Consider the following 19858-nt stretch of genomic DNA (forward strand, 5'->3'; position numbering starts at 1 on the left):
TCTGTCCGACCCTTCCCCATGTGAGCGTATTTTCCCTCCCTGACCAGCGCGGACAAGAGCGCCGCTCGCCCTTTCCGCCCCTCCCGCCCTCTGCCCGGTTGGGGTAGCTTTCACGGCGCTGTGCGGAGCGTCACTCAACCGAAGCGCTGAGGAGCGGGGAGCGGGGTTTGCGCGAGTTCACCAACCCTCCGTTGGCGTTGGCACCTCCGGTGGGCGGTCTGGCCGACGTGGTCTTCCAGCATGCCCGGGAGGACCCGCTGCACATCGCGCTGGGCCGCAAGGACGAGTCCGGGCAGTGGCGGGACGTCACCAGCGCCGAGTTCCGCGACGAGGTGCTCGCCCTGGCCAAAGGCCTGCTGGCGAGCGGCATCCGGTTCGGCGACCGGGTCGCGATCATGTCCCGCACGCGCTACGAGTGGACCCTGTTCGACTACGCGCTGTGGACGATCGGCGCCCAGGTCGTGCCGGTCTACCCGACGTCCTCGGCCGAGCAGTGCTTCTGGATGCTGTACGACGCCGAGGTGACGGCCGCGGTCGTGGAGCACGAGGACCACGCGATGACGATCGCGACCGTCATCGACCGGCTGCCCCAGCTGCGCCGCCTGTGGCAGCTCGACTCCGGCGCCGTGCACGAGCTGTACGACGCCGGCGCGCACCTCGACGACGAGGTGGTGCACCGCCACCGGCAGGCCGTCACCCCCGACTCGGTCGCCACGATCATCTACACCTCGGGCACCACCGGCCGCCCCAAGGGCTGTGTCATCACGCACGGCAACTTCATGTACGAGGCGGACACCGTCATCGAGCGCTGGGAGCCGGTGTTCCACTCCAAGCGGGGCGACGAGGCCGCCACCCTGCTGTTCCTGCCGCTCGCCCACGTCTTCGGGCGGATGGTCCAGGTCGCCGGGATCCGCGGCAAGGTGAAGTTCGGCCATCAGCCGCAGCTGAACGCGGCGGCCCTGCTGCCCGACCTGGCCGCGTTCAGGCCGACGTTCTTCCTGGCCGTGCCGTACATCTTCGAGAAGGTGTTCAACGCGGCCCGCCGCAAGGCCGAGAAGGAGGGGCGCTCCGGCCCGTTCGAGAAGGCCGTCGACATCGCCATCAAGTACGCGGACGCGATGGAGGCGAAGGCCTGGGGCACCGGCCCCGGCCCGTCCGCCGGCCTGCGCATGCAGCACCAGTTGTTCGACAAGCTCGTCTACGCCAAGATCCGCGCCGCGATGGGCGGCCGTATCAAGCACGCCATGTCGGGCGGCTCGGCGATGGACCGGCGGCTCGGCCTGTTCTTCGCCGGGGCGGGCGTGCACATCTACGAGGGCTACGGCCTGACCGAGTCCACGGCCGCCGCGACCGCCAACCCGCCCGGACGCACCCGGTTCGGCACCGTCGGGCAGCCCATTCCCGGCATGACCGTGCACATCGCGGACGACGGCGAGATCTGGCTGCACGGCCAGAACGTCTTCCAGGGGTACCTCAACAACCCCAAGGCGACCGACGAGACCCTGCACGACGGCTGGCTGGCCACCGGCGACCTAGGCGCGCTCGACGAGGACGGCTACCTCACCATCACCGGCCGCAAGAAGGAGATCCTGGTCACATCGGGCGGCAAGAGTGTTTCGCCCGGTGTGCTGGAGGAACGCGTCCGTGACCATCCGCTGGTCAACCAGTGCATCGTCGTCGGCAACGACCGCCCGTACATCGCGGCCCTCGTGACCCTCGACCAGGAGGCCGTGGAGCACTGGCTGACGATGCGGGGCAAGCCGCGGATGTCCGCGGCGGAGCTGGTGCGCGACGCGGACCTGGAGACGGAGGTGCGACGCGCGGTGGTCGCGGCCAACACCCTTGTCTCGCAGGCCGAGTCGATCCGCACCTTCCGCATCCTGGCGCAGCCGTTCACCGAGGAGCACGGGCTGCTGACCCCGTCCCTGAAGCTGAAGCGGAAGGCGATCGAGAAGGCGTACGAGAACGAGGTCGAGGCACTGTACCGGGCATGAATTGCCAGGTGACAGGTGAATCACACGCCTGAATTCTCCCGTCAGGAATGCATCACGGCTCGTGATCGTTGACGATGGGAGGCACACCTGACCACAAACCGAAGGATCGAGAGCTCGTGAGCAAGGTCCCCCCGATCATCCTGAACAACGGCGTCGAGATGCCCCAGCTGGGCTTCGGTGTCTGGCAGGTGCCGGACGACGAGGCCGAGTCGGCCGTCGCGACGGCGCTGGAGGCCGGGTACCGCAGCATCGACACAGCGGCGATCTACGGCAACGAGGAGGGCACCGGCAAGGCCATCACCGCGTCCGGTCTCCCCCGCGAGGAGCTCTTCGTCACCACGAAGCTGTGGAACGCCGACCAGGGGTACGACTCCACGCTGCGCGCCTTCGACACGTCGCTGGAGAAGCTCGGCCTGGACTTCGTCGACCTCTACCTGATCCACTGGCCGCTGCCGGCCCGGGGTACCTACGTCGACACGTACAAGGCGTTCGAGAAGCTGCACGCCGACGGCCGGATCCGGGCCATCGGTGTCTCCAACTTCCTTCCCGAGCACCTGGAGCGGCTGATCGGCGAGACGTCGGTCATCCCGGCCGTGAACCAGATCGAGCTGCACCCGCACCTCCAGCAGAGCGCCGCCCGCGAGTATCACGCGGAGCAGGGCATCGCCACGGAGGCCTGGTCGCCGCTCGGCCAGGGCAAGGGCCTGCTGGAGGTCCCGGCGATCGTGGCCATCGCCCGGAAGCACAACCGGACTCCGGCCCAGGTCGTCCTGCGCTGGCACATCCAGCTGGGCAACGTGGTCATCCCGAAGTCCGTGACGCCGGCGCGGATCAAGGAGAACATCGAGGTCTTCGACTTCAGCCTGGACACCGAGGACCTGGCGGCCATCAGCGCCCTCAACGAGAACCGCCGTTTGGGCCCGGACCCGGCGACGTTCGACGGCGCCTGAGCGGTATCCGCCCCTCGCCCCCACGACTGCCCGCAGCCGCTCGGCTGCGGGCAGTCCGCGTTGGGGCGGCGCCCGCCCCAACGCCCGTCACTACCCCGCCCGGACCGCCGTGTGCACCGTGTGGGCCTCCAGGACGAACACGTCCGGGCGACGGTGCAGGCTCGCCTCGTCGTCGGGGTCGAGGAGCCGGTCGAGGGTCGCGAGGTCGTCCGCGTCGAGCCCGTCCGTCAGCCGCTCCCGCAGGTGCGACAGGGACGCCACGACATAGGCACGGGCCCGGTCCGAGGCGGGGGCGGGGAGGTCGAGCAGGAAGGTGTGCGTCCGGGTGTGCTTCAGGCCCGCGGCGGCCAGCAGAGCCGGCCAGTCCTCCGCCACCGCGACATGGCCCGGCAGCTCCGCACGCATCCGTGTGAACCACTCCGCCTCCACCGCGTCGATCCGCGCCTGGAGCCCGGGCCTGCCGATGCCGATGTCGCGCGGCAGGAACCGCGGGGGCAGTCCGCCCTCCATGAGCGCGAGGGTGCCGCCGGGGGCCAGCCGCGCGGCGAAGGCGGTGAGGGCGGCCCGCTGGTCGCCCAGGTGGTGCAGACTGCGGCTCGCCCAGAGCAGGTCGGCAGGGTAGTCCAGCTCGTCGAGCACGTCCGGGAGTTCGCCGGCGATCGTTGCGAAGCGGTCGGCGACCCCCAGCCGCCCGGCCCGGGCCCGCGCCCGCTCCAGCAGCGGCTCGGAGCCGTCCACCGCGACGATCCGCGCGCCCGGGAACGTCTCGGCGAACAGGCAGGACACGACGCCCGGCCCGCTGCCCGCGTCGACGATCAGGCCCGGCTCGGTCACCTCCTGCGCCAGCCAGGCCATGGCCCGCTCGTACAGGGACGCGAACAGCTCCGCCTGGGACTCCAGCCTCGGGCCCATCTCGGCCCAGTCGATGTCCGTGGGGCCGTGGTGATGTCCGTGGCCGTGCCGGGACTCGTGGTTGTGGTCGTGGTCGTGCGCCATGGTGGTCAGCCTCTCCCTCGGATGCCGCCAGCCTGCGCCGACGCACCGGGAGAAGGCCACCGCTCTTGCCGCTCCCGCAAAAAAGTTCCGCCGGGGCGCAAAGCCCCGGCGGACCCGTGGGGACGGGGCGTTCAGCCGGTCACGAGAGCGGCGGGTACGCGTTCTGCATCAGCTGCCGGAACTGGGCGGAGAACCAGTGCCCGGACAGCGGCGCGTCCGGCAGGGCACCGGACATGTTGTAGTTGTTACGCGGGTTGCCCGTGTAGGTCGGGTCGCACATGCGGTCGAAGCCCTTGCCCTCGTCGTTCGGGATGGCCTTGCTCGCCCCGTCGGACTCACCCGGCGGCTTCATCCACACGTACGCGTCGATCCCCGCCGCAGGGGCGGCCTGCGGGCGCTCGCCGAGACCGGCTCCGGCCTGGTTGCACCAGTTGCCGGTGTTGAGGCGACGGTCGTATCGCCCGCCGTCGACGTACGTGTCGACGCTCGTCGTCGCGCCCGGTCCGGTGGGCCGTGCGGTGCCGCCCCAGCCGTTGCGGGAGGTGTCGATCAGCATGCCGATGTTCGAGTTGAAGCCCGCCGAGACCAGCTGGTTGCGGAAGGCCTGGGCGTAGGACAGCTCGTCGACGTAGCGGTTCCAGTCGACCCATTTCGACTCGCGGACGGACTTGCCGGCCACGGTGTCGTTGATGGTGAAGTTGTTCTCCTTCAGGGCGCTGTAGTTCGCCGTGTTCGTGATGAAGCCGTGGACGTCGTTCACCGTGGCGCCCTCGGCGGTCGCCGCCTCCTTCATGATGGTGGCGGTGGGGCCGAAGTTGTCGTCCCAGCCGATCCAGCCGTGGTGCCCGGCGTCGACGTAGTTGTAGACGTTGGGCACGTCGCCGAGCTTGTTGAGCGCGTAGCCGACGCCCTTGACGTAGTTGCCGTTGGCCTTCATCACGTCGCACTGCGGGACGGCCGTCGGGCGGCTGCCGGTGTTGGTGACGAGGTTCGGCAGCGAGTCGATCTCGACCGTGGTGACGATCCGCAGCGAGGAGTACTTCGAGTCGGCGAGGATCGCCTTGATCGGGTCGATGTACTCCGTCTTGTACCGGTCGATCTCCGTCGGCCCGAGCTCGCCGTTGGAGGCGAGGGCGGAGCAGTCCCGGCCCGGCAGGTTGTAGATGACGAGTTGGACGACGAGTTCGCCGGAGCCCTTCTGGCGCAGCGCCTCGTCGAGGTGAGCGCGCAGGCCCATCTTGCCGCCCGCGCCGTTGATCGCGGCGATCCGGTCCAGCCACACACCGGTCGGCTGGTTGGAGACCCGGCTGCCGCCCGGCTCGGCCGCGGCCTTCGCGGACCACTCCGGGTTCACGTACACCTTGGCGCCCTCGTAGGGGTTGTTCACCCGGTTGGCGGGGCCGCCCGGGTCCGGCGGATCCGTGGGGCCGCCGGGGCCGCCGTCGACGTTGCAGGTCACGCCGTCGAGGGTGAAGGTGGCCGGGATCGCGTTGCTGCCGGTGTAGGAACCCTGGAAGCCGAAGCTGACCGAACCGCCCGTCGCGAGCTGGGCGTTGTAGCTCTCGTTGGCCGCGGTGACGTCGGCACCGCTCTGGCTGATCTTGGCGTTCCAGCCGCTGGTGACCTTCTGGTTGCCGGCGTACGACCACTTCAGCGACCACGAGGACTTGGCGGCGCTGTTGTTGGTGATGGTCACGGCGGCGGTGAAGCCGGTGCTCCACTGGTTCTGGATCTTGTAGTCGACGGTGCAGGGGACGGCGGCGGTGCCGATGCCGCCCGGGTCGACGGCGAACGCCGTGCCGGTGGCTCCGGCCACCAGGGCCATGGCGGCCAGTAACGCTGTTCTCGTACGGCTCATGAGTGCGGGTTTCCCTTTCGGTGGTGGGGGTGTCAGCCGTTCAGGGCGCGCTCCGACAAGGACGTGAAGAACCCGGCACCGGCACTCGCGCAGCCGGGGACGACCGCGAAGGCGGCGGCTAAAAGTACTGAACGCGAGGGGTGTCGCATGAGCGACTCCTTGCAGGTCGGGCCCGTCGTGACGGACGCGCCGACTGATGGAATCGCTCCCACTGGTGTCAAGGAAGGTAGCGGCAAGTGTCGGCAAAGAACAGGGGAGGCACTGACTTTCGCTCACCAAGCGGCGTCGAATCTTTTCGACTCTTCAAGGACCTTGACCGATACCACACCCGTCCTCACTATGGGAGCGCTCCCACTGGTTCAAGCCTTGACTTCTCCGAGCCGCAAGGAGGAACCAGCACCATGCATCCCCCACCCCGGAGACGGAGAGCCGTGCGGCGTCTGTGGACCGCCGCGCTCGCAGCTCTCGCGCTTCCGTTGACGATGCTCTCCTCAGGGTCGACTTCCGCGCAGGCGGCCGCACTTCAGTGCAGTGTCGATTACAAGACGAACGACTGGGGCTCCGGCTTCACCGCGGACCTCACCCTCACCAACCGCGGCACGGACGCCATCGACGGCTGGACGCTGACCTACGCCTACTCCGGCAACCAGAAGCTGGGGAACGGCTGGAACGGCACGTGGTCGCAGTCCGGCCAGAACATCACCGTCAAGAACGCCGCCCACAACGCGCGGGTCGCCGCGGGCGCCGCCGTCTCCACCGGCGCCCAGTTCTCCTACAGCGGCACCAACACCGCGCCGACCTCCTTCTCCGTCAACGGCACCCCCTGCACGGGCGCCCACCAGCCGCCGATCGCCGTGCTGACCAGCCCGGCCGCCGGCGCCGTCTACACCCAGGGCGAGGCGGTCCCGCTGGCGGCCACCGCGGCCGCCGCGGACAACGCCACGATCAGCAAGGTGGAGTTCTACGACGACACCAAGCTGCTGGGCACGGACACGAGCGCGCCCTATGCGCTGTCGGTCTCGAACTTGACCGTGGGCAGTCATTCTCTGGTGGCGAAGGCCTACGACAGCATGGGCGCCTCCGCCGACTCCACCCCGGTCGGCATCACGGTCGCCGCCGGCCCCACCGTCGTCGCCTCGCCGCTCCAACTCGGCGTGCAGTCCGGCAAGTCGGGCACGTACGAGGTGAAGCTGTCCAAGCAGCCGGCCTCCAACGTGACGGTGACGTCGGCCCGCGCGAGCGGCAACTCGGGCCTGTCGGTCACGGGCGGCGCCTCACTCACCTTCACGCCGCAGAACTGGAACACCGCACAGAAGGTGACCGTCACGGCGGCGGGCTCCGGTAGCGGTTCCGCCGTGTTCGAGTCGACGGCCCCGGGCCACGCCAAGGCCTCGGTCACCGTCACCCAGCTGGCGGCGGCCAAGGTGTACGACGCCCGCTTCCTGGAGCTCTACGGGAAGATCACCAACCCGGCGAACGGTTACTTCTCCCCCGAGGGCATTCCCTACCACTCGGTCGAGACGCTGATCGTCGAGGCGCCGGACCACGGTCACGAGACCACCTCGGAGGCGTACAGCTACCTCCTGTGGCTCCAGGCCATGTACGGCAAGGTGACCGGCGACTGGTCCAAGTTCAACGGGGCGTGGGAGCTCATGGAGAAGTACATGATCCCCACCAAGGCCGACCAGCCGACCAACTCCTTCTACAACGCCTCGAAGCCGGCGACCTACGCGCCCGAGCTGGACACGCCGAACGAGTACCCGGCCAAGCTCGACACCGGTGTCTCGGTCGGCCGGGACCCGATCGCGGCCGAGCTGAAGAGCGCATACGGCACGGACGACGTCTACGGCATGCACTGGCTGCAGGACGTGGACAACGTCTACGGCTACGGCAACGCGCCCGGCAAGTGCGAGGCGGGCCCCTCGGACACCGGCCCGTCGTACATCAACACCTTCCAGCGCGGCGCGCAGGAGTCGGTGTGGGAGACGGTGCCGCAGCCGACCTGTGACGCCTTCAAGTTCGGCGGCAAGAACGGCTATCTGGACCTGTTCACCGGTGACGCCTCCTACGCCAAGCAGTGGAAGTTCACCAACGCGCCGGACGCCGACGCGCGGGCCGTGCAGGCCGCCTACTGGGCGGACCTGTGGGCCAAGGAGCAGGGCAAGGGCGGGCAGGTCTCCGGGACCGTCGCCAAGGCGGCCAAGATGGGCGACTACCTGCGCTACTCGATGTACGACAAGTACTTCAAGAAGGTCGGCAACTGCGTCGGTCCCTCGACCTGCCCGGCGGGCACCGGCAAGGACGCCTCGTTCTACCTGATGTCCTGGTACTACGCCTGGGGCGGCGCCACCGACACCAACGCCGGCTGGGCCTGGCGCATCGGCTCCAGCCACGCCCACGGCGGCTACCAGAACCCGCTGGCCGCGTACGCGCTCGCCAACTACGCCCCGCTGAAGCCCAAGTCGGCGACGGGCGCGGCCGACTGGGCCAAGTCCATGGACCGGCAGCTGGAGTTCTACCGCTGGCTGCAGTCGGACGAGGGCGCCATCGCGGGCGGCGCGACCAACAGCTGGGCGGGCCGGTACGCGACCCCGCCCGCCGGGAAGTCGACGTTCTACGGCATGTACTACGACGAGAAGCCCGTGTACCACGACCCGCCGTCCAACCAGTGGTTCGGCTTCCAGGCGTGGTCCATGGAGCGGGTCGCCGAGCTGTACCAGCAGACGGGGAACGCGCAGGCCAAGACGGTCCTCGACAAGTGGGTCGACTGGGCGCTGTCCAAGACCACGTTCAACCCGGACGGCACGTTCAGGATCCCGTCGACGCTCCAGTGGTCGGGCCAGCCCGACACCTGGAACGCCTCCAGCCCCGGCTCCAACAGCGGGCTGCACGTCACCGTCGCCGACTACACCAACGACGTCGGTGTGGCGGCCGCGTACGCCAAGACCCTGGCGTACTACGCCGACCGCTCCGGTGACACGGAGGCCGCGGCGGCGGCGAAGAAGCTGCTGGACGGTATGTGGGCCAACCACCAGGACGATCTCGGGATCGCCGTCCCGGAGAACCGCGCGGACTACAACCGGTTCGACGACTCGGTGTACATCCCGAGCGGCTGGACGGGCACGATGCCGAACGGTGACGCGATCAACTCGTCGTCGACGTTCGACTCGATCCGGTCCTTCTACGAGGACGATCCCGCCTGGTCGAAGATCGAGAGTTATCTCGCGGGCGGTGCGGTGCCCTCGTTCACGTATCACCGGTTCTGGGCTCAGGCGGATATCGCCTTGGCCATGGGCTCGTACGCGGAGCTTCTCGAATAACCCCGCCGGGCGCTCCGCGGGGTGGGCGGTACTTCGGCTGCCGGTCCGTTGTGGCTGGTCGCGCAGTTCCCCGCACCTCTGAACAGCGTCCGAAGCTCTGCGTACACGGCCCTGCACCTGACGCAGGGCCACGGCCGGGCGGTCCCCACCCGCACTGGGGGCTGCCCGGCTCTCGCACGTTCCCCCTCCCACGGAAGGAACCCCACCGTGCGAAGAACCCGTGTTCTCACCGCCGTGCTCGCGTTGGCGGCCGGGTTGTTGTCCGGTGCGCCCGGCGCCCTGGCCGCTGATCCGCCGTCGGTGAAGATCGCTGCCGACACCTACTCCTGGAAGAACGCCCGGATCGACGGCGGTGGATTCGTTCCGGGCATCGTCTTCAACCGGACCGAGAAGAACCTCGCGTACGCCCGTACCGACATCGGCGGTGCCTACCGCTGGCAGGAGGCGTCGAAGACCTGGACGCCGCTGCTGGACTCCGTCGGGTGGGACGACTGGGGGCACACCGGGGTCGTCAGCATAGCCTCCGACTCCGTCGATCCCGACAAGGTGTACGCGGCGGTCGGTACGTACACCAACAGCTGGGATCCGAAGAACGGCGCGGTCATGCGCTCCTCCAACCGGGGGGCGAGCTGGCAGAAGGCGAACCTGCCGTTCAAGCTGGGCGGCAACATGCCGGGCCGGGGCATGGGCGAGCGGCTGGCCGTCGACCCGAACCGCAACAGCGTGCTGTACCTGGGCGCGCCCAGCGGCAAGGGACTGTGGCGGTCGACGGACTCGGGGGCCACCTGGTCGCAGGTGACGAACTTCCCGAACGTCGGCGACTACGTGCAGGATCCGAGTGACACGTCCGGGTACGCGTCCGACAACCAGGGCATCGTCTGGGTCACCTTCGACGAGTCCACGGGCGCGTCGGGCAGCGCCACGAAGACGATCTACGTCGGGGTCGCCGACAAGGACAACGCGGTGTACCGCTCGACGGACGCGGGCGCGACCTGGCAGCGGCTGGCCGGGCAGCCCACCGGCCATCTCGCCCACAAGGGCGTCCTGGACGCGAAGAACGGCTACCTGTACCTCGCCTACAGCGACAAGGGCGGCCCGTACGACGGCGGCAAGGGGCAGCTGTGGCGGTACGCGACCGGGACCGGTACCTGGACGGACATCAGCCCGGTGGCGGAGGCCGACACGTTCTACGGCTTCAGCGGGCTGACGGTGGACCGGCAGAAGCCGAGCACGGTGATGGCGACCGCGTACAGCGCCTGGTGGCCGGACACGCAGATCTTCCGCTCCACGGACAGCGGTGCGACCTGGACCAAGGCGTGGGACTACACGTCGTACCCCAACCGCGAGAACCGCTACACCATGGACGTCTCGTCCTCGCCGTGGCTGTCCTGGGGCGCGAACCCGCAGCCGCCGGAGCAGACTCCGAAGCTGGGGTGGATGACGGAGGCCCTGGAGATCGACCCGTTCAACTCCAACCGCATGATGTACGGGACGGGCGCGACGATCTACGGCACCGAGAACCTCACGAACTGGGACAGCGGCGGGAAGTTCGCCGTCAGGCCGATGGTGCAGGGGCTGGAGGAGACGGCGGTCAACGACCTCGCCTCTTCCCCGTCCGGGGCCCCGCTGCTCAGCGCGCTCGGTGACGTCGGCGGCTTCCGGCACACGGACCTGGGCAAGGTGCCGTCGATGATGTTCACGCAGCCGAACTTCACGACCACCACGAGTCTGGACTTCGCCGAGTCGAACCCGAACACGGTCGTCCGGGTGGGCAACCTCGACTCGGGCCCGCACATCGCGTTCTCGACGGACAACGGCGCCAATTGGTTCGCGGGGACCGACCCCTCGGGCGTGAGCGGCGGCGGCACCGTCGCGGCGGCGGCCGACGGCAGCCGGTTCGTGTGGAGCCCCGAGGGCGCCGGCGTGCACCACGCGACGGGCTTCGGCACGTCGTGGCAGGCGTCCGGTGGGATCCCCTCCGGGGCGATCGTCGAATCGGACCGCGTCGACCCGAAGACCTTCTACGGCTTCAAGTCCGGGAAGTTCTACGTGAGCACGGACGGCGGGGCCACGTTCAAGGAGTCACCGGCGACGGGGCTGCCCGGCGGTGACAGTGTCCGCTTCAAGGCGCTGCCCGGCGGGAAGGGCGACGTGTGGCTGGCGGGCGGCGCGAACGACGGGGCGTACGGCCTGTGGCACTCGACGGACGGCGGCACGAGCTTCACGAAGCTGTCGAACGTCGAGCAGGCCGACACCATCGGCTTCGGCAAGGCGGCCCCCGGCGCCTCCTACCAGACGCTCTACACCAGCGCGAAGATCGGCGGCGTACGCGGCATCTTCCGCTCCACGGACAAGGGCGCGAGCTGGACGCGCATCAACGACGACGCCCACCAGTGGGGCTGGACGGGTGCGGCCATCACCGGCGACCCGAGGGTGTACGGCCGGGTGTACGTGTCGACCAACGGCCGTGGCGTCATCTACGGCGACAGCTCCGACGGCGGCACCACGGGGCCCGGGCCCGGCCCCGAGCCGGCCGGTGCCTGCAAGGTGACGTACAAGGTCGCGAGCCAGTGGTCGGGCGGCTTCCAGGCCGACGTGCAGATCACCAACACCGGCACCACCCCCTGGAACGGCTGGTCGATCGGCTGGTCCTTCGCCGACGGCCAGAAGCTGACCCAGGCGTGGAACGCCGAGGCCACGCAGTCGGGTTCGACGGTGACGGCCAAGAACGTCGGCTGGAACGCGGCCGTGGCGGCGGGCTCGTCCGTGAGCTTCGGCTTCACGGCCAACTCGTCGGGGACGAACACGAAACCGACCGCGTTCAAGCTGGGCGACCAGAACTGCACGGTCGCCTGACCCGGCGTTGAGAGGGGCGGTGGGTGCGTGCTCTTTCGGGGCGCGCACCCACCGGCGTCTCAGGGGGTGTGGACGGTGGGCCGCGGAGCCGTGGGCATCCCGTTGCCGATGAAGAAGCTCGGGTGCGGGGGCTGGTTGTAGGCCGTGTTCTGCCAGGCCAGGGCCGTGCGGTACTGCGTGTCGTGGAGCAGGGTCGTGATCTTCGTGCTGGTCTCGTGCGGGGTCGAGTAGATGCGCAGGGCGGTGTTGTCGCTGGTGCGCCAGACGACCTCCTCGCGCCAGTCGCCGAGGATGTCGCCGGACAGGACGGGCGTGGATTTCGTGCCGTTGTTGGAGGAGACCCCGGATCCGGTCAGCAGGCGGGTGTCGCCGGAGGTGCCGTACTTGTCGATGCGGGTGCCGTCGAGGAGTTCGCGCACGGGGTCGCCGTCCCACCACGACAGGAAGTTGACGCTGGACGGCTCCCGGCCGAGCGATGCGCCGGTGGCCGAGCGCAGGGTCGTGTCCGCGGCGGACCAGGCCTCGGCGCCCGCGCTGCCGGCGTAGATGTCGGCGGCGACTCCACGGCCGTTGTCGGAGCCGGATGCCGTCTGCCACAGGATCTGACCGGTGCGGGCGTCGGCCATCCACGAGCCGGGCTTGCTCGAGTCCTCGGAGACCTTGAAGTACTCCAGGCCCGCCCGGGAGGGGTTGAGGTCCCCGACGTGACCGGCGTCTCCGTGACCCAGCCTGGTCGTCCACAGCCCGTTGCCGTTGTCGTCCACGGTCATCGCGCCGTAGACGATCTCGTCCTTGCCGTCCGCGTCCACGTCCGCGACGGACAGACTGTGGTTGCCCTGACCGTCGTAGCCCTTGCCGCTGTTGGTGGAGGAGGTGGTGTCGAAGGTCCAGCGGCGGGTGAACTGGCCGCCTCGCCAGTCCCAGGCCGCGATGACCGTGCGGGTGTAGTAGCCCCGCGCCATGATCAGGGAAGGGCGGGCGCCGTCGAGGTAGGCCGTGCCGGCCAGGAAGCGGTCGACACGGTTGCCGTAGTTGTCACCCCAGGAGGAGACGGTGCCGCGACCCGGGACGTAGTCGACGCTCTGCATCGCCTTGCCCGTCTGCCCGTTGAACATCGTCAGGAACTCCGGCCCGGACAGCACGTATCCGCTGGAGTTGCGGTGGTCGGCCGAGGAGGAGCCGATGACCGCGCCGGTGCCGTCCCTGGTGCCGTCGGCGGTCTTCATGGCGACCTCGGCCTTGCCGTCACCGTCGTAGTCGTACACCTGGAACTGCGTGTAGTGCGCGCCGGAGCGGATGTTGCGGCCCAGGTCGATACGCCACAGCCGGGTGCCGTCGAGCTTGATGCCGTCGACGATCGTGTTGCCGGTGTAACCGGACTGGGAGTTGTCCTTGGCGTTGGTCGGCTGCCACTTCAGCACGATGTCCAGCGCACCGTCACCGTCCAGATCACCCACACTGGCGTCGTTGGCCTCGTAGGTGTACGGCGAGTTGCCCGGGGCCGTGCCACCCGCGGGCGGAGAGATCGGGACGTCCTTGTAGCCGGTGCGGAACTGGATCGCGTGCACCGAGTCGCCCTGCTCCACCCCGTTCACGACCGCGCGGACGGTGTAGTCGGCGTGTGAGGGAGCGCCGGAGTGGAAGTAGTTGGTGGAGCCGGTGATCGGGGTCGCGTTGACCTTCGTACCGGCCCGGTACACGTTGAACGACACGTCGTTCGGGTCGGTTCCCAGCCAGCGCCAGCTGACCAGGTTTCCGCTGCCGGTGTGGACGCTGACCACGCCCCGGTCCAGCTCCTCGGCCTGCCGGGCGGTGGCGGCCTCGGCAGTGTCGCCGGTGGTGAACGTGAGGCCGGCGCCGAGGAGCGCCGCAGTGACGGCGGCGACGGGGAGCAGCAGGTGGCGTCTGCGGTGCCTGTGCGGGTGCTTCACGTGACGGACCTCCTGAAAGGACGGGCGGGTTGCCTCTCAGTCGCCGCCGGACGCACCGGAGTTGCCGTACCGCCTCGCCAGTTCGGCCACGGTCCCGGCGATCCTCGACCGCAGTTCGTCCGGGGCCAGCACCTCGACGGCCGCGCCCAGGCGCAGGAACTCGGCGTGTGCGTGGTCGACGGACTCGATGGGGACCGTGGCGCGTGTCCAGCCGTCGTCGTCCGTACGTCCGCCGCGCCGTACGGCCTCCCCCGCCGGGCCGGAGAGCGTCGTCCCCGGGGCCAGTCGCACCACCGCCTCCCCGTGGTGCAGCCGGTCGTGGAAGTCTCGCTGGTGCGCCGCCCAGTACGCGGCCAGGTCGAAGCCCTCGGGTCGGGTGAACTCCTCGTCCCGGTTGGCGAGTTCGAGGATCTGGTCGACCCGGTAGGTACGTGGGCCGGGCCCGGCGACGACATACCAGCGGCCCGCCTTCAGCACCAGCCCGTAGGGCTCCAGGCGGCGGTCCACATCGGTGGGCTCGCGCCAGCCCCGGTAGCGGACGTGCAGCACGCGGCTGTTCCAGACGGCGTCCGCGACGGCCGGAAGGTGAGGGGCGTGGTCGGCGTCCGCGTACCAGCCGGGTGCGTCCAGGTGGAAACGGCCGCTGATCCGGTCGGCGTGCGGGCGCAGCCCGGGCGGCAGGGCGGCGCGCACCTTGAGCTGGGCGGCGGCCAGGACCGAGCCGAGTCCGAGCTGCGCGGCGGGGCCGGGGGCACCCGCGAGGAAGAGGGCCTCGGCCTCGTCGGCGGTGAGGCCCGTCAGACGTGTGCGGTAGCCGTCGAGCAGGCGGTAGCCGCCGGCGTGGCCCGCGTCGCCGTACAGCGGGACCCCGGCGGCACCGAGGGCCTCCACGTCCCGGTAGACGGTACGGACCGAGACCTCCAGCTCCTCGGCGAGCTGCGCGGCGGTCATCCGGCCGCGGGTCTGGAGCAGCAGGAGGATCGAGACGAGTCGGCTGGACTTCACTGACACATGGTGGCAGTGGACCGGCCTTAGCGTCCCGCCATGCCCTTCACGGAGAAACTTCTGACCGTGCCGCCGCCCGTCGAGGTGGCCGGCCGGTGGATCAAGCGCTACCACGTCACGGCCGACCCGGAGGGCATCGCGCCCGAGGTGGAGGCGGCGGCGTACGCGATCCTGCCCGAGTTGCTGCCGGAGCCGGACGGTACCCCGCCGGCGACGTTCGTCGTGCTGCACCGGGGCGGCGACGACGGCGCCTATCTGAACGCGTACAGCTGGGTGTGGGACAACGTGCTGCACTTCGGCGGCGCGGCGGCGGGCCAGCCGGTCCTCGGCTGCCCGGACCGCGACCCCACCCACTTCGTCAGGCCCGGCCTGCCGTGGATCGGCTGCGTCTGGGAGCTGCCGCCGATCCTGCACGAACGCGACGCCTGGGTACGGCACATGCTCACCCCGGACGTCCCCGACCTCGACGCCTACCTGGCCGACCGTCCGGCCGAGGGAACCACAGGAGACCGCTCATGAGCAGCCCGCACGACTTCGACTTCTTCCACGGCACCTGGAACGTCCTGAACCGCCGCCGCACCGACTTCCTCGACCCCGGCAGCGACTGGGAGGAGTTCCCGGGCCGGAGCGAGTGCCGGCCGCTGTTCGACGGGGCCGCCAACATCGACGAGATCGACATGCCGCACCTGGGCGCGAAGGGGCTGACGCTGCGGCTGTTCGACCCGGTCCGCGCGGAGTGGTCGCTGAACTGGGCGTCCAGCCGCAGCGGCACCCTGTTCCCGCCGGTCTTCGGCCGCTTCGAGGGCGGGACGGGCGCGTTCCACGGCGATGACACCCACGACGGCAAGGACGTGCGCGTGCGGTTCGTCTGGTCGGGGATCTCCCCGGTCACCGCCCGCTGGGAACAGGCGTTCTCCGTGGACGGGGAGGAGACCTGGCTGACCAACTGGGTCATGGAGTTCACCCGGCCTTGAGGTCCCTCACGGCTTGCGGAACGCCCGGAGCGTGAAGAACGGGTCGGGGCGGGGTCTGTCCTGGTCGGGGAGTTCCGCCAGACGGGTGGCGAAGCCGTCGGCGAGCGGGTGGCCCGGCGGCAGGGTGACGAACCAGCCGCGGCGCAGGTCGGCGACCGTGCGGCGCGGGCTGCGGCCCTGACCGTGGCCGCGGAAGCGGGCCTGCCCGGCCGGGACCAGGCCGTGGTCGGCGGCGTAGCTCTCGACGTCCGCCGCCGCGTCCCGGACCGGGCTGGGCGGCCGGGAGGACAGGACGACATCGATGTCGCTGCCCACGTTGTGGGAGGCGGCCTTGTCGACCGTGGTGACGTAGACGCCGCCGGACCGCAGCACGCGCGCGCACTCGCCGACGATGGTCCGGACGTCGGCGGGACCGGCGGCCAGGTGCAGCAGCCACACGCTGCACACGGCGTCGAACTCGCCGTCCCGGAAGGGCAGCCGGCGGCTGTCGGCGAGCACCACGGCACCGGGCAGCCGGGCGGCGGCCTGCCGGGCCATCGCAGGGGCGAGGTCCACGCCGGTCACCCGCATGCCGGCGCGCGCGGCCGCGAGCCGGCGGGTCACGATGCCGGTGCCGCAGGCGACGTCGAGCAGGCCGCGCGCGTCCGGCGGCACGAGGCTCAGCACCGCTGCCGCGGCGGCGGCCGCCCTGGGCTCGCCGCCGCGCGAGGCGTCGTACCGCTCCGCTTCCTTGTCGTAGTCGAGCACCCGGTCAGTGTGCCCCGTGCCCGGGGGCCAGGTCCTCCACCCTGCGGGCGAGCTCGAGGTCCTTCTCGGTGACGGCGCCGCCCGCGCTGTGTGTGTGCACGGACAGGGACACCGTGTTGTAGCCGAGCGTGAGGTCGGAGTGGTGGTCGAGCTCCTCCTGGACCTGGGCGATGTGCACGACCATCGCCGTCGCCGCGAAGTGCGAGCCGAGCCGGTAGGAGCGGGTGAGGCGGTCGCCGTCGAGCGACCAGCCCGGCAGCTCGGCCAGCCGGTCCTCGACCTCCTTCTGCGACAGCGGTTCGACGGGCATGGGCAGCGCTCCTTCCCTGACACCGGAGTCCTCTTCTCCCTCCCCAGCCTGCCACAGCGGGACGCCTCGAGCCCTGGTCAAGGGGTGTGCCTGTCCGGCGCGACCGGTTCTCGACTACGGTCCCGGCATGACCACTCATCCGTCCACGACCGGGCAGGGCGTGGGTCCGCTGCTGCGGGCCTGGCGGGAGCAGCGGAAGGTCAGCCAGCTGGAGCTGGCCCTGCGCGCGGACTCCTCGGCCCGGCACATCAGCTTCGTCGAGACGGGCCGCTCCCGGCCCAGCGAGGAGATGGTGCTGCGGCTGGCCGAGCATCTGGACGTCCCCATGCGGGAACGCAACGCGCTGCTGCTGGCGGCCGGTTACGCCCCGCGCTACCCCGAGACGCCGCTGGACGACCCGGCGCTGGGCGCGCTGCGCGCGGGAATCGAGCGGCTGATCAGCGGCTACGAGCCGTATCCGGCGTTGGTGGTGGACGCGCTGTACAACGTCGTGGCCGCCAACCGGGGGATCATGACGCTGGTCGACGGCGTCTGCGAGTCCCTGCTCGAACCGCCGCTCAACGCGATGCGGCTCGCCCTGCACCCGCGGGGCCTGGCGCCGCGGATCCGCAACCTGCGCGCCTGGCGCGGACACCTGCTGGAGCAGATGGAGCGGCAGATCGCGCTGCACCGCTCCGAGCCGCTGCGGGCGCTGTACGAGGAGGTGGCGGCGTACGCGGTGCCCGACGCGGATCCGGCAAAGGAGCCTTCGGAACCGGTGCCGTATTTCGCGCTGCCCCTGCGGATCGAGCACGAGGGGCGGACGCTGTCGTTCATCTCCTCGATCTCCACGTTCAACACACCGATGGACGTGACGGTCGCCGAGCTGGCCATCGAGACGCTCCTCCCGGCCGACCCGGCGACGGTCAAGCACCTTCAGTCGCTCATGCCCTGACGGATCCCCGGCGCCGTGTGCCGAGGGCGACGATCTCCTTGCCCGCGGCCCTGTGAGACGGTCGGCGGAACGTGACAGACTGATCGCAGGCTTGGGCACGTTGGGGAGGCGTGGCGTGAGTGAACGGCGGGCCGCACCCACCGTGGGCCAGGTGGTCCTGGGCAAGCGGCTTCAGGAGCTGCGCGAGGTGGCGGGCCTCAGTCGTGACGAGGCCGCCCGGGTGCTGCGCGTCGCCCCCGCGACGGTCCGGCGGATGGAGACCGCCGACGTCGCGCTCAAGATCCCGTACGTGCAGATCCTGCTGACGGCCTACGGCGTGCCCGAGGACGAGGTGACCGCGTTCGTCGAGCTCGCCGAGGAGGCGAACCGGCCGGGCTGGTGGCAGCGGTTCCACGACGTGCTGCCGGAGTGGTTCAGCCTGTACGTGAGCCTGGAGGGCGCCGCCCGGATCATCCGGTCCTACGAGCCGCACTTCGTGCCCGGGCTGTTGCAGACCGAGGGGTACGCGCGTGCGGTCCTGCAGGCCGGCACCATCGGGAACTCCGGGCCGGAGGCCGTGGAGCGGCATGTGTCGCTGCGCATGGAGCGGCAGCGACTGCTGGAGCGCCCGAACCCGCCGCACCTGTGGGTGATCATGGACGAGACCGTGCTGCGGCGGCCGGTGAGCGTCGACGGCCAGGTGATGCGGGACCAGCTGGACAAGCTGCTGGAGTACTCCGAGCGGGATCGCGTCACGCTCCAGATCGCCGAGTTCAAGGACGGCCCGCACCCGGGCACGTACGCGCCGTTCTCCCTGTTCCGCTTCGCCGAGCCGGAGCTGCCCGACATGGTCTTCACCGAGTACCTGACCGGCGCGCTCTACCTCGACTCCCGCAAGGAGGTCTCGGCGCATCTGGAGGTCCTCGACCACATGACCGCGGGCGCCGCGTCCACCCAGCGCACCGGGGGGCTCCTGCGGGAGTACCGCGAGAGCTTCTGAGAGAAGCTTCGCGCGCCGGCCGTGACCCGTACGGGCGTCGCCGGCGGGTGCGTTCCCCCGCCCGCCCCTAGCGTCGTGAGCACGGGGCGCGGCACGAGTGCACGCCAAGGAGGTCAGATGCCCGGCTTCGAGCTGCTGTACCAGGCGGCCGCGCTGTGCCTGACGTATCCCGGCGACGAGTTCTGTGCCCGGCTGCCGCTGCTGCGCGAAGCCGCCCCGCAACTGCGGGAGTTCGCCGACCACGCGGCCGTCACCGAGCCGAGGGAGCTGGCCGCCCACTACCTCCAGGTCTTCGAGAGCGCGGAGGGCCACAGCCTCTACCTGAGCCGCTGGCGCGGGATCTCGCCGGCCCGCTTCCAGGAGCTGTACAGCTCCCACGGCCTGGAGCTCACCGGCGGGGAGCTGCCCGACTTCCTGCCCGCGGTACTGGAGTTCACGGCCCGTACCGGCGACACCGTCCTGCTGACGGAGCACCGGGCCGGACTGGAGCGCCTCCGCTCCGGGCTGGCCGACTCCGGCACTCCGTACGCGTCCGTCGTCGACGCCGTGTACGCGACGCTGCCGCCCCCGGGGAGCCAGGTCGCTCCGGAGGGAGGCTAGGCCGCCCCGCCCTTGTGGTCTCCCCGCTCCTTCTCCTCGTCCACGATCTCCGCGTCGACGACGCCCTCCTCGTCCCGTGGGGTGCCGGAGGGTTCCTCGGTGGGTGTCTGCTGGGCCTGGGCGTACATCGCCTGGCCCATCTTCTGGCTGACCGAGGCGAGCTTCTCCACACCGGCGCGCAGGGCGGCGGTGTCCGCCTGCTGTTCCAGTTGTCCCTTCACCTCGGTGACGGCGGACTCGACCTCGGTCTTCGTGTCGGCCGGGATCCTGTCGCCGTTGTCGCGGAGGAACTTCTCGGTCTGGTAGACGAGTTGCTCGGCCTGGTTGCGGGTCTCGGCGGCCTCGCGGCGCTTGCGGTCCTCCTCCGCGTACTGCTCGGCCTCGCGCATCATGCGGTCGATGTC

Annotated in this window: 16 protein-coding genes; 9 read left to right on the forward strand and 7 right to left on the reverse strand. The window is 70.3% G+C overall.

Annotated features, from left to right (window positions below; all coding sequences use genetic code 11):
• Window positions 1-167: 167 nt before the first annotated feature.
• Both GTY47_RS32215 and GTY47_RS32220 read left to right on the forward strand, forming a co-directional pair.
• A complete protein-coding gene (locus GTY47_RS32215; protein ID WP_010045964.1) occupies window positions 168-1994 on the forward strand; it encodes an AMP-dependent synthetase/ligase in 1827 nt (608 codons plus the stop codon).
• Window positions 1995-2068: 74 nt separating this feature from the next.
• Complete coding sequence (locus GTY47_RS32220; RefSeq protein ID WP_050810319.1) at window positions 2069-2944, forward strand: aldo/keto reductase; 876 nt, start codon at window positions 2069-2071, stop codon at window positions 2942-2944.
• Window positions 2945-3034: 90 nt separating this feature from the next.
• On the opposite strand, the gene GTY47_RS32225 is transcribed toward GTY47_RS32220, so the two are convergent.
• Both GTY47_RS32225 and GTY47_RS32230 read right to left on the reverse strand, forming a co-directional pair.
• The gene (locus GTY47_RS32225; protein ID WP_010045969.1) at window positions 3035-3940 is read right to left on the reverse strand and encodes a class I SAM-dependent methyltransferase; all 906 of its coding nucleotides are present in this window, start codon (window positions 3938-3940) and stop codon (window positions 3035-3037) included.
• Window positions 3941-4079: 139 nt separating this feature from the next.
• Window positions 4080-5798: a glycoside hydrolase family 6 protein gene (locus GTY47_RS32230; RefSeq protein ID WP_029181597.1), complete on the reverse strand. Its 1719-nt coding sequence runs from the start codon at window positions 5796-5798 to the stop codon at window positions 4080-4082.
• A 401-nt stretch (window positions 5799-6199) separates the two neighbouring features.
• Between GTY47_RS32230 and GTY47_RS32235 the strand changes: the two genes are divergently transcribed.
• Together GTY47_RS32235 and GTY47_RS32240 are read left to right on the forward strand one after the other, a co-directional pair.
• Window positions 6200-9118 carry a glycoside hydrolase family 48 protein gene (locus tag GTY47_RS32235; RefSeq protein ID WP_029181598.1) on the forward strand — a complete coding sequence of 973 codons (2919 nt, stop codon included), beginning with the start codon at window positions 6200-6202 and terminating at the stop codon, window positions 9116-9118.
• Between the two features lie 207 nt (window positions 9119-9325).
• Window positions 9326-11974, forward strand: coding sequence for a cellulose binding domain-containing protein (locus GTY47_RS32240; RefSeq protein WP_029181599.1), 2649 nt, complete (start codon window positions 9326-9328; stop codon window positions 11972-11974).
• 59 nt (window positions 11975-12033) lie between these two features.
• Here GTY47_RS32240 and GTY47_RS32245 read toward each other — a convergent pair whose 3' ends face one another.
• Window positions 12034-13905 (reverse strand): rhamnogalacturonan lyase, encoded by a 1872-nt coding sequence (locus tag GTY47_RS32245; RefSeq protein WP_010045977.1) that lies wholly within the window; start codon window positions 13903-13905, stop codon window positions 12034-12036.
• 36 nt (window positions 13906-13941) lie between these two features.
• Complete coding sequence (locus tag GTY47_RS32250) at window positions 13942-14910, reverse strand: YafY family protein (protein ID WP_040904062.1); 969 nt, start codon at window positions 14908-14910, stop codon at window positions 13942-13944.
• A 39-nt stretch (window positions 14911-14949) separates the two neighbouring features.
• Between GTY47_RS32250 and GTY47_RS32255 the strand changes: the two genes are divergently transcribed.
• Window positions 14950-15429: a hypothetical protein gene (locus tag GTY47_RS32255; RefSeq protein ID WP_010045982.1), complete on the forward strand. Its 480-nt coding sequence runs from the start codon at window positions 14950-14952 to the stop codon at window positions 15427-15429.
• Window positions 15426-15884, forward strand: a complete 459-nt coding sequence (locus tag GTY47_RS32260; RefSeq protein WP_010045984.1) for a hypothetical protein — start codon at window positions 15426-15428, stop codon at window positions 15882-15884. Before GTY47_RS32255 ends, GTY47_RS32260 begins: the two co-directional genes overlap by 4 nt.
• 6 nt (window positions 15885-15890) lie before the next feature.
• On the opposite strand, the gene GTY47_RS32265 is transcribed toward GTY47_RS32260, so the two are convergent.
• On the reverse strand, window positions 15891-16631 hold the full coding sequence (locus GTY47_RS32265) for a class I SAM-dependent methyltransferase (RefSeq protein WP_010045985.1): 741 nt from the start codon (window positions 16629-16631) through the stop codon (window positions 15891-15893).
• A gap of 4 nt (window positions 16632-16635) precedes the next feature.
• Window positions 16636-16941, reverse strand: a complete 306-nt coding sequence (locus GTY47_RS32270; RefSeq protein WP_010045986.1) for a 4a-hydroxytetrahydrobiopterin dehydratase — start codon at window positions 16939-16941, stop codon at window positions 16636-16638.
• 127 nt (window positions 16942-17068) lie between these two features.
• Here GTY47_RS32270 and GTY47_RS32275 point away from each other — a divergent pair, with 127 nt between their 5' ends.
• The 3 genes from GTY47_RS32275 (at window position 17069) to GTY47_RS32285 (ending at window position 19454) form a co-directional block, all read left to right on the forward strand.
• On the forward strand, window positions 17069-17875 hold the full coding sequence (locus GTY47_RS32275; protein WP_010045989.1) for a helix-turn-helix transcriptional regulator: 807 nt from the start codon (window positions 17069-17071) through the stop codon (window positions 17873-17875).
• Between the two features lie 115 nt (window positions 17876-17990).
• Window positions 17991-18854: a helix-turn-helix transcriptional regulator gene (locus GTY47_RS32280; protein WP_010045990.1), complete on the forward strand. Its 864-nt coding sequence runs from the start codon at window positions 17991-17993 to the stop codon at window positions 18852-18854.
• A 117-nt stretch (window positions 18855-18971) separates the two neighbouring features.
• Window positions 18972-19454, forward strand: coding sequence for a molecular chaperone TorD family protein (locus tag GTY47_RS32285; RefSeq protein WP_010045992.1), 483 nt, complete (start codon window positions 18972-18974; stop codon window positions 19452-19454).
• Here the strand turns inward: GTY47_RS32285 and GTY47_RS32290 are convergent.
• Window positions 19451-19858: Hsp70 family protein (locus tag GTY47_RS32290; protein ID WP_010045994.1), on the reverse strand; the 408-nt coding region annotated here is incomplete at its 5' end. The two genes, GTY47_RS32285 and GTY47_RS32290, sit on opposite strands and share 4 nt — an antisense overlap.

The sequence above is a fragment of the Streptomyces sp. SID5464 genome (assembly GCF_009862985.1).
GTDB lineage: Bacteria > Actinomycetota > Actinomycetes > Streptomycetales > Streptomycetaceae > Streptomyces > Streptomyces chartreusis_D.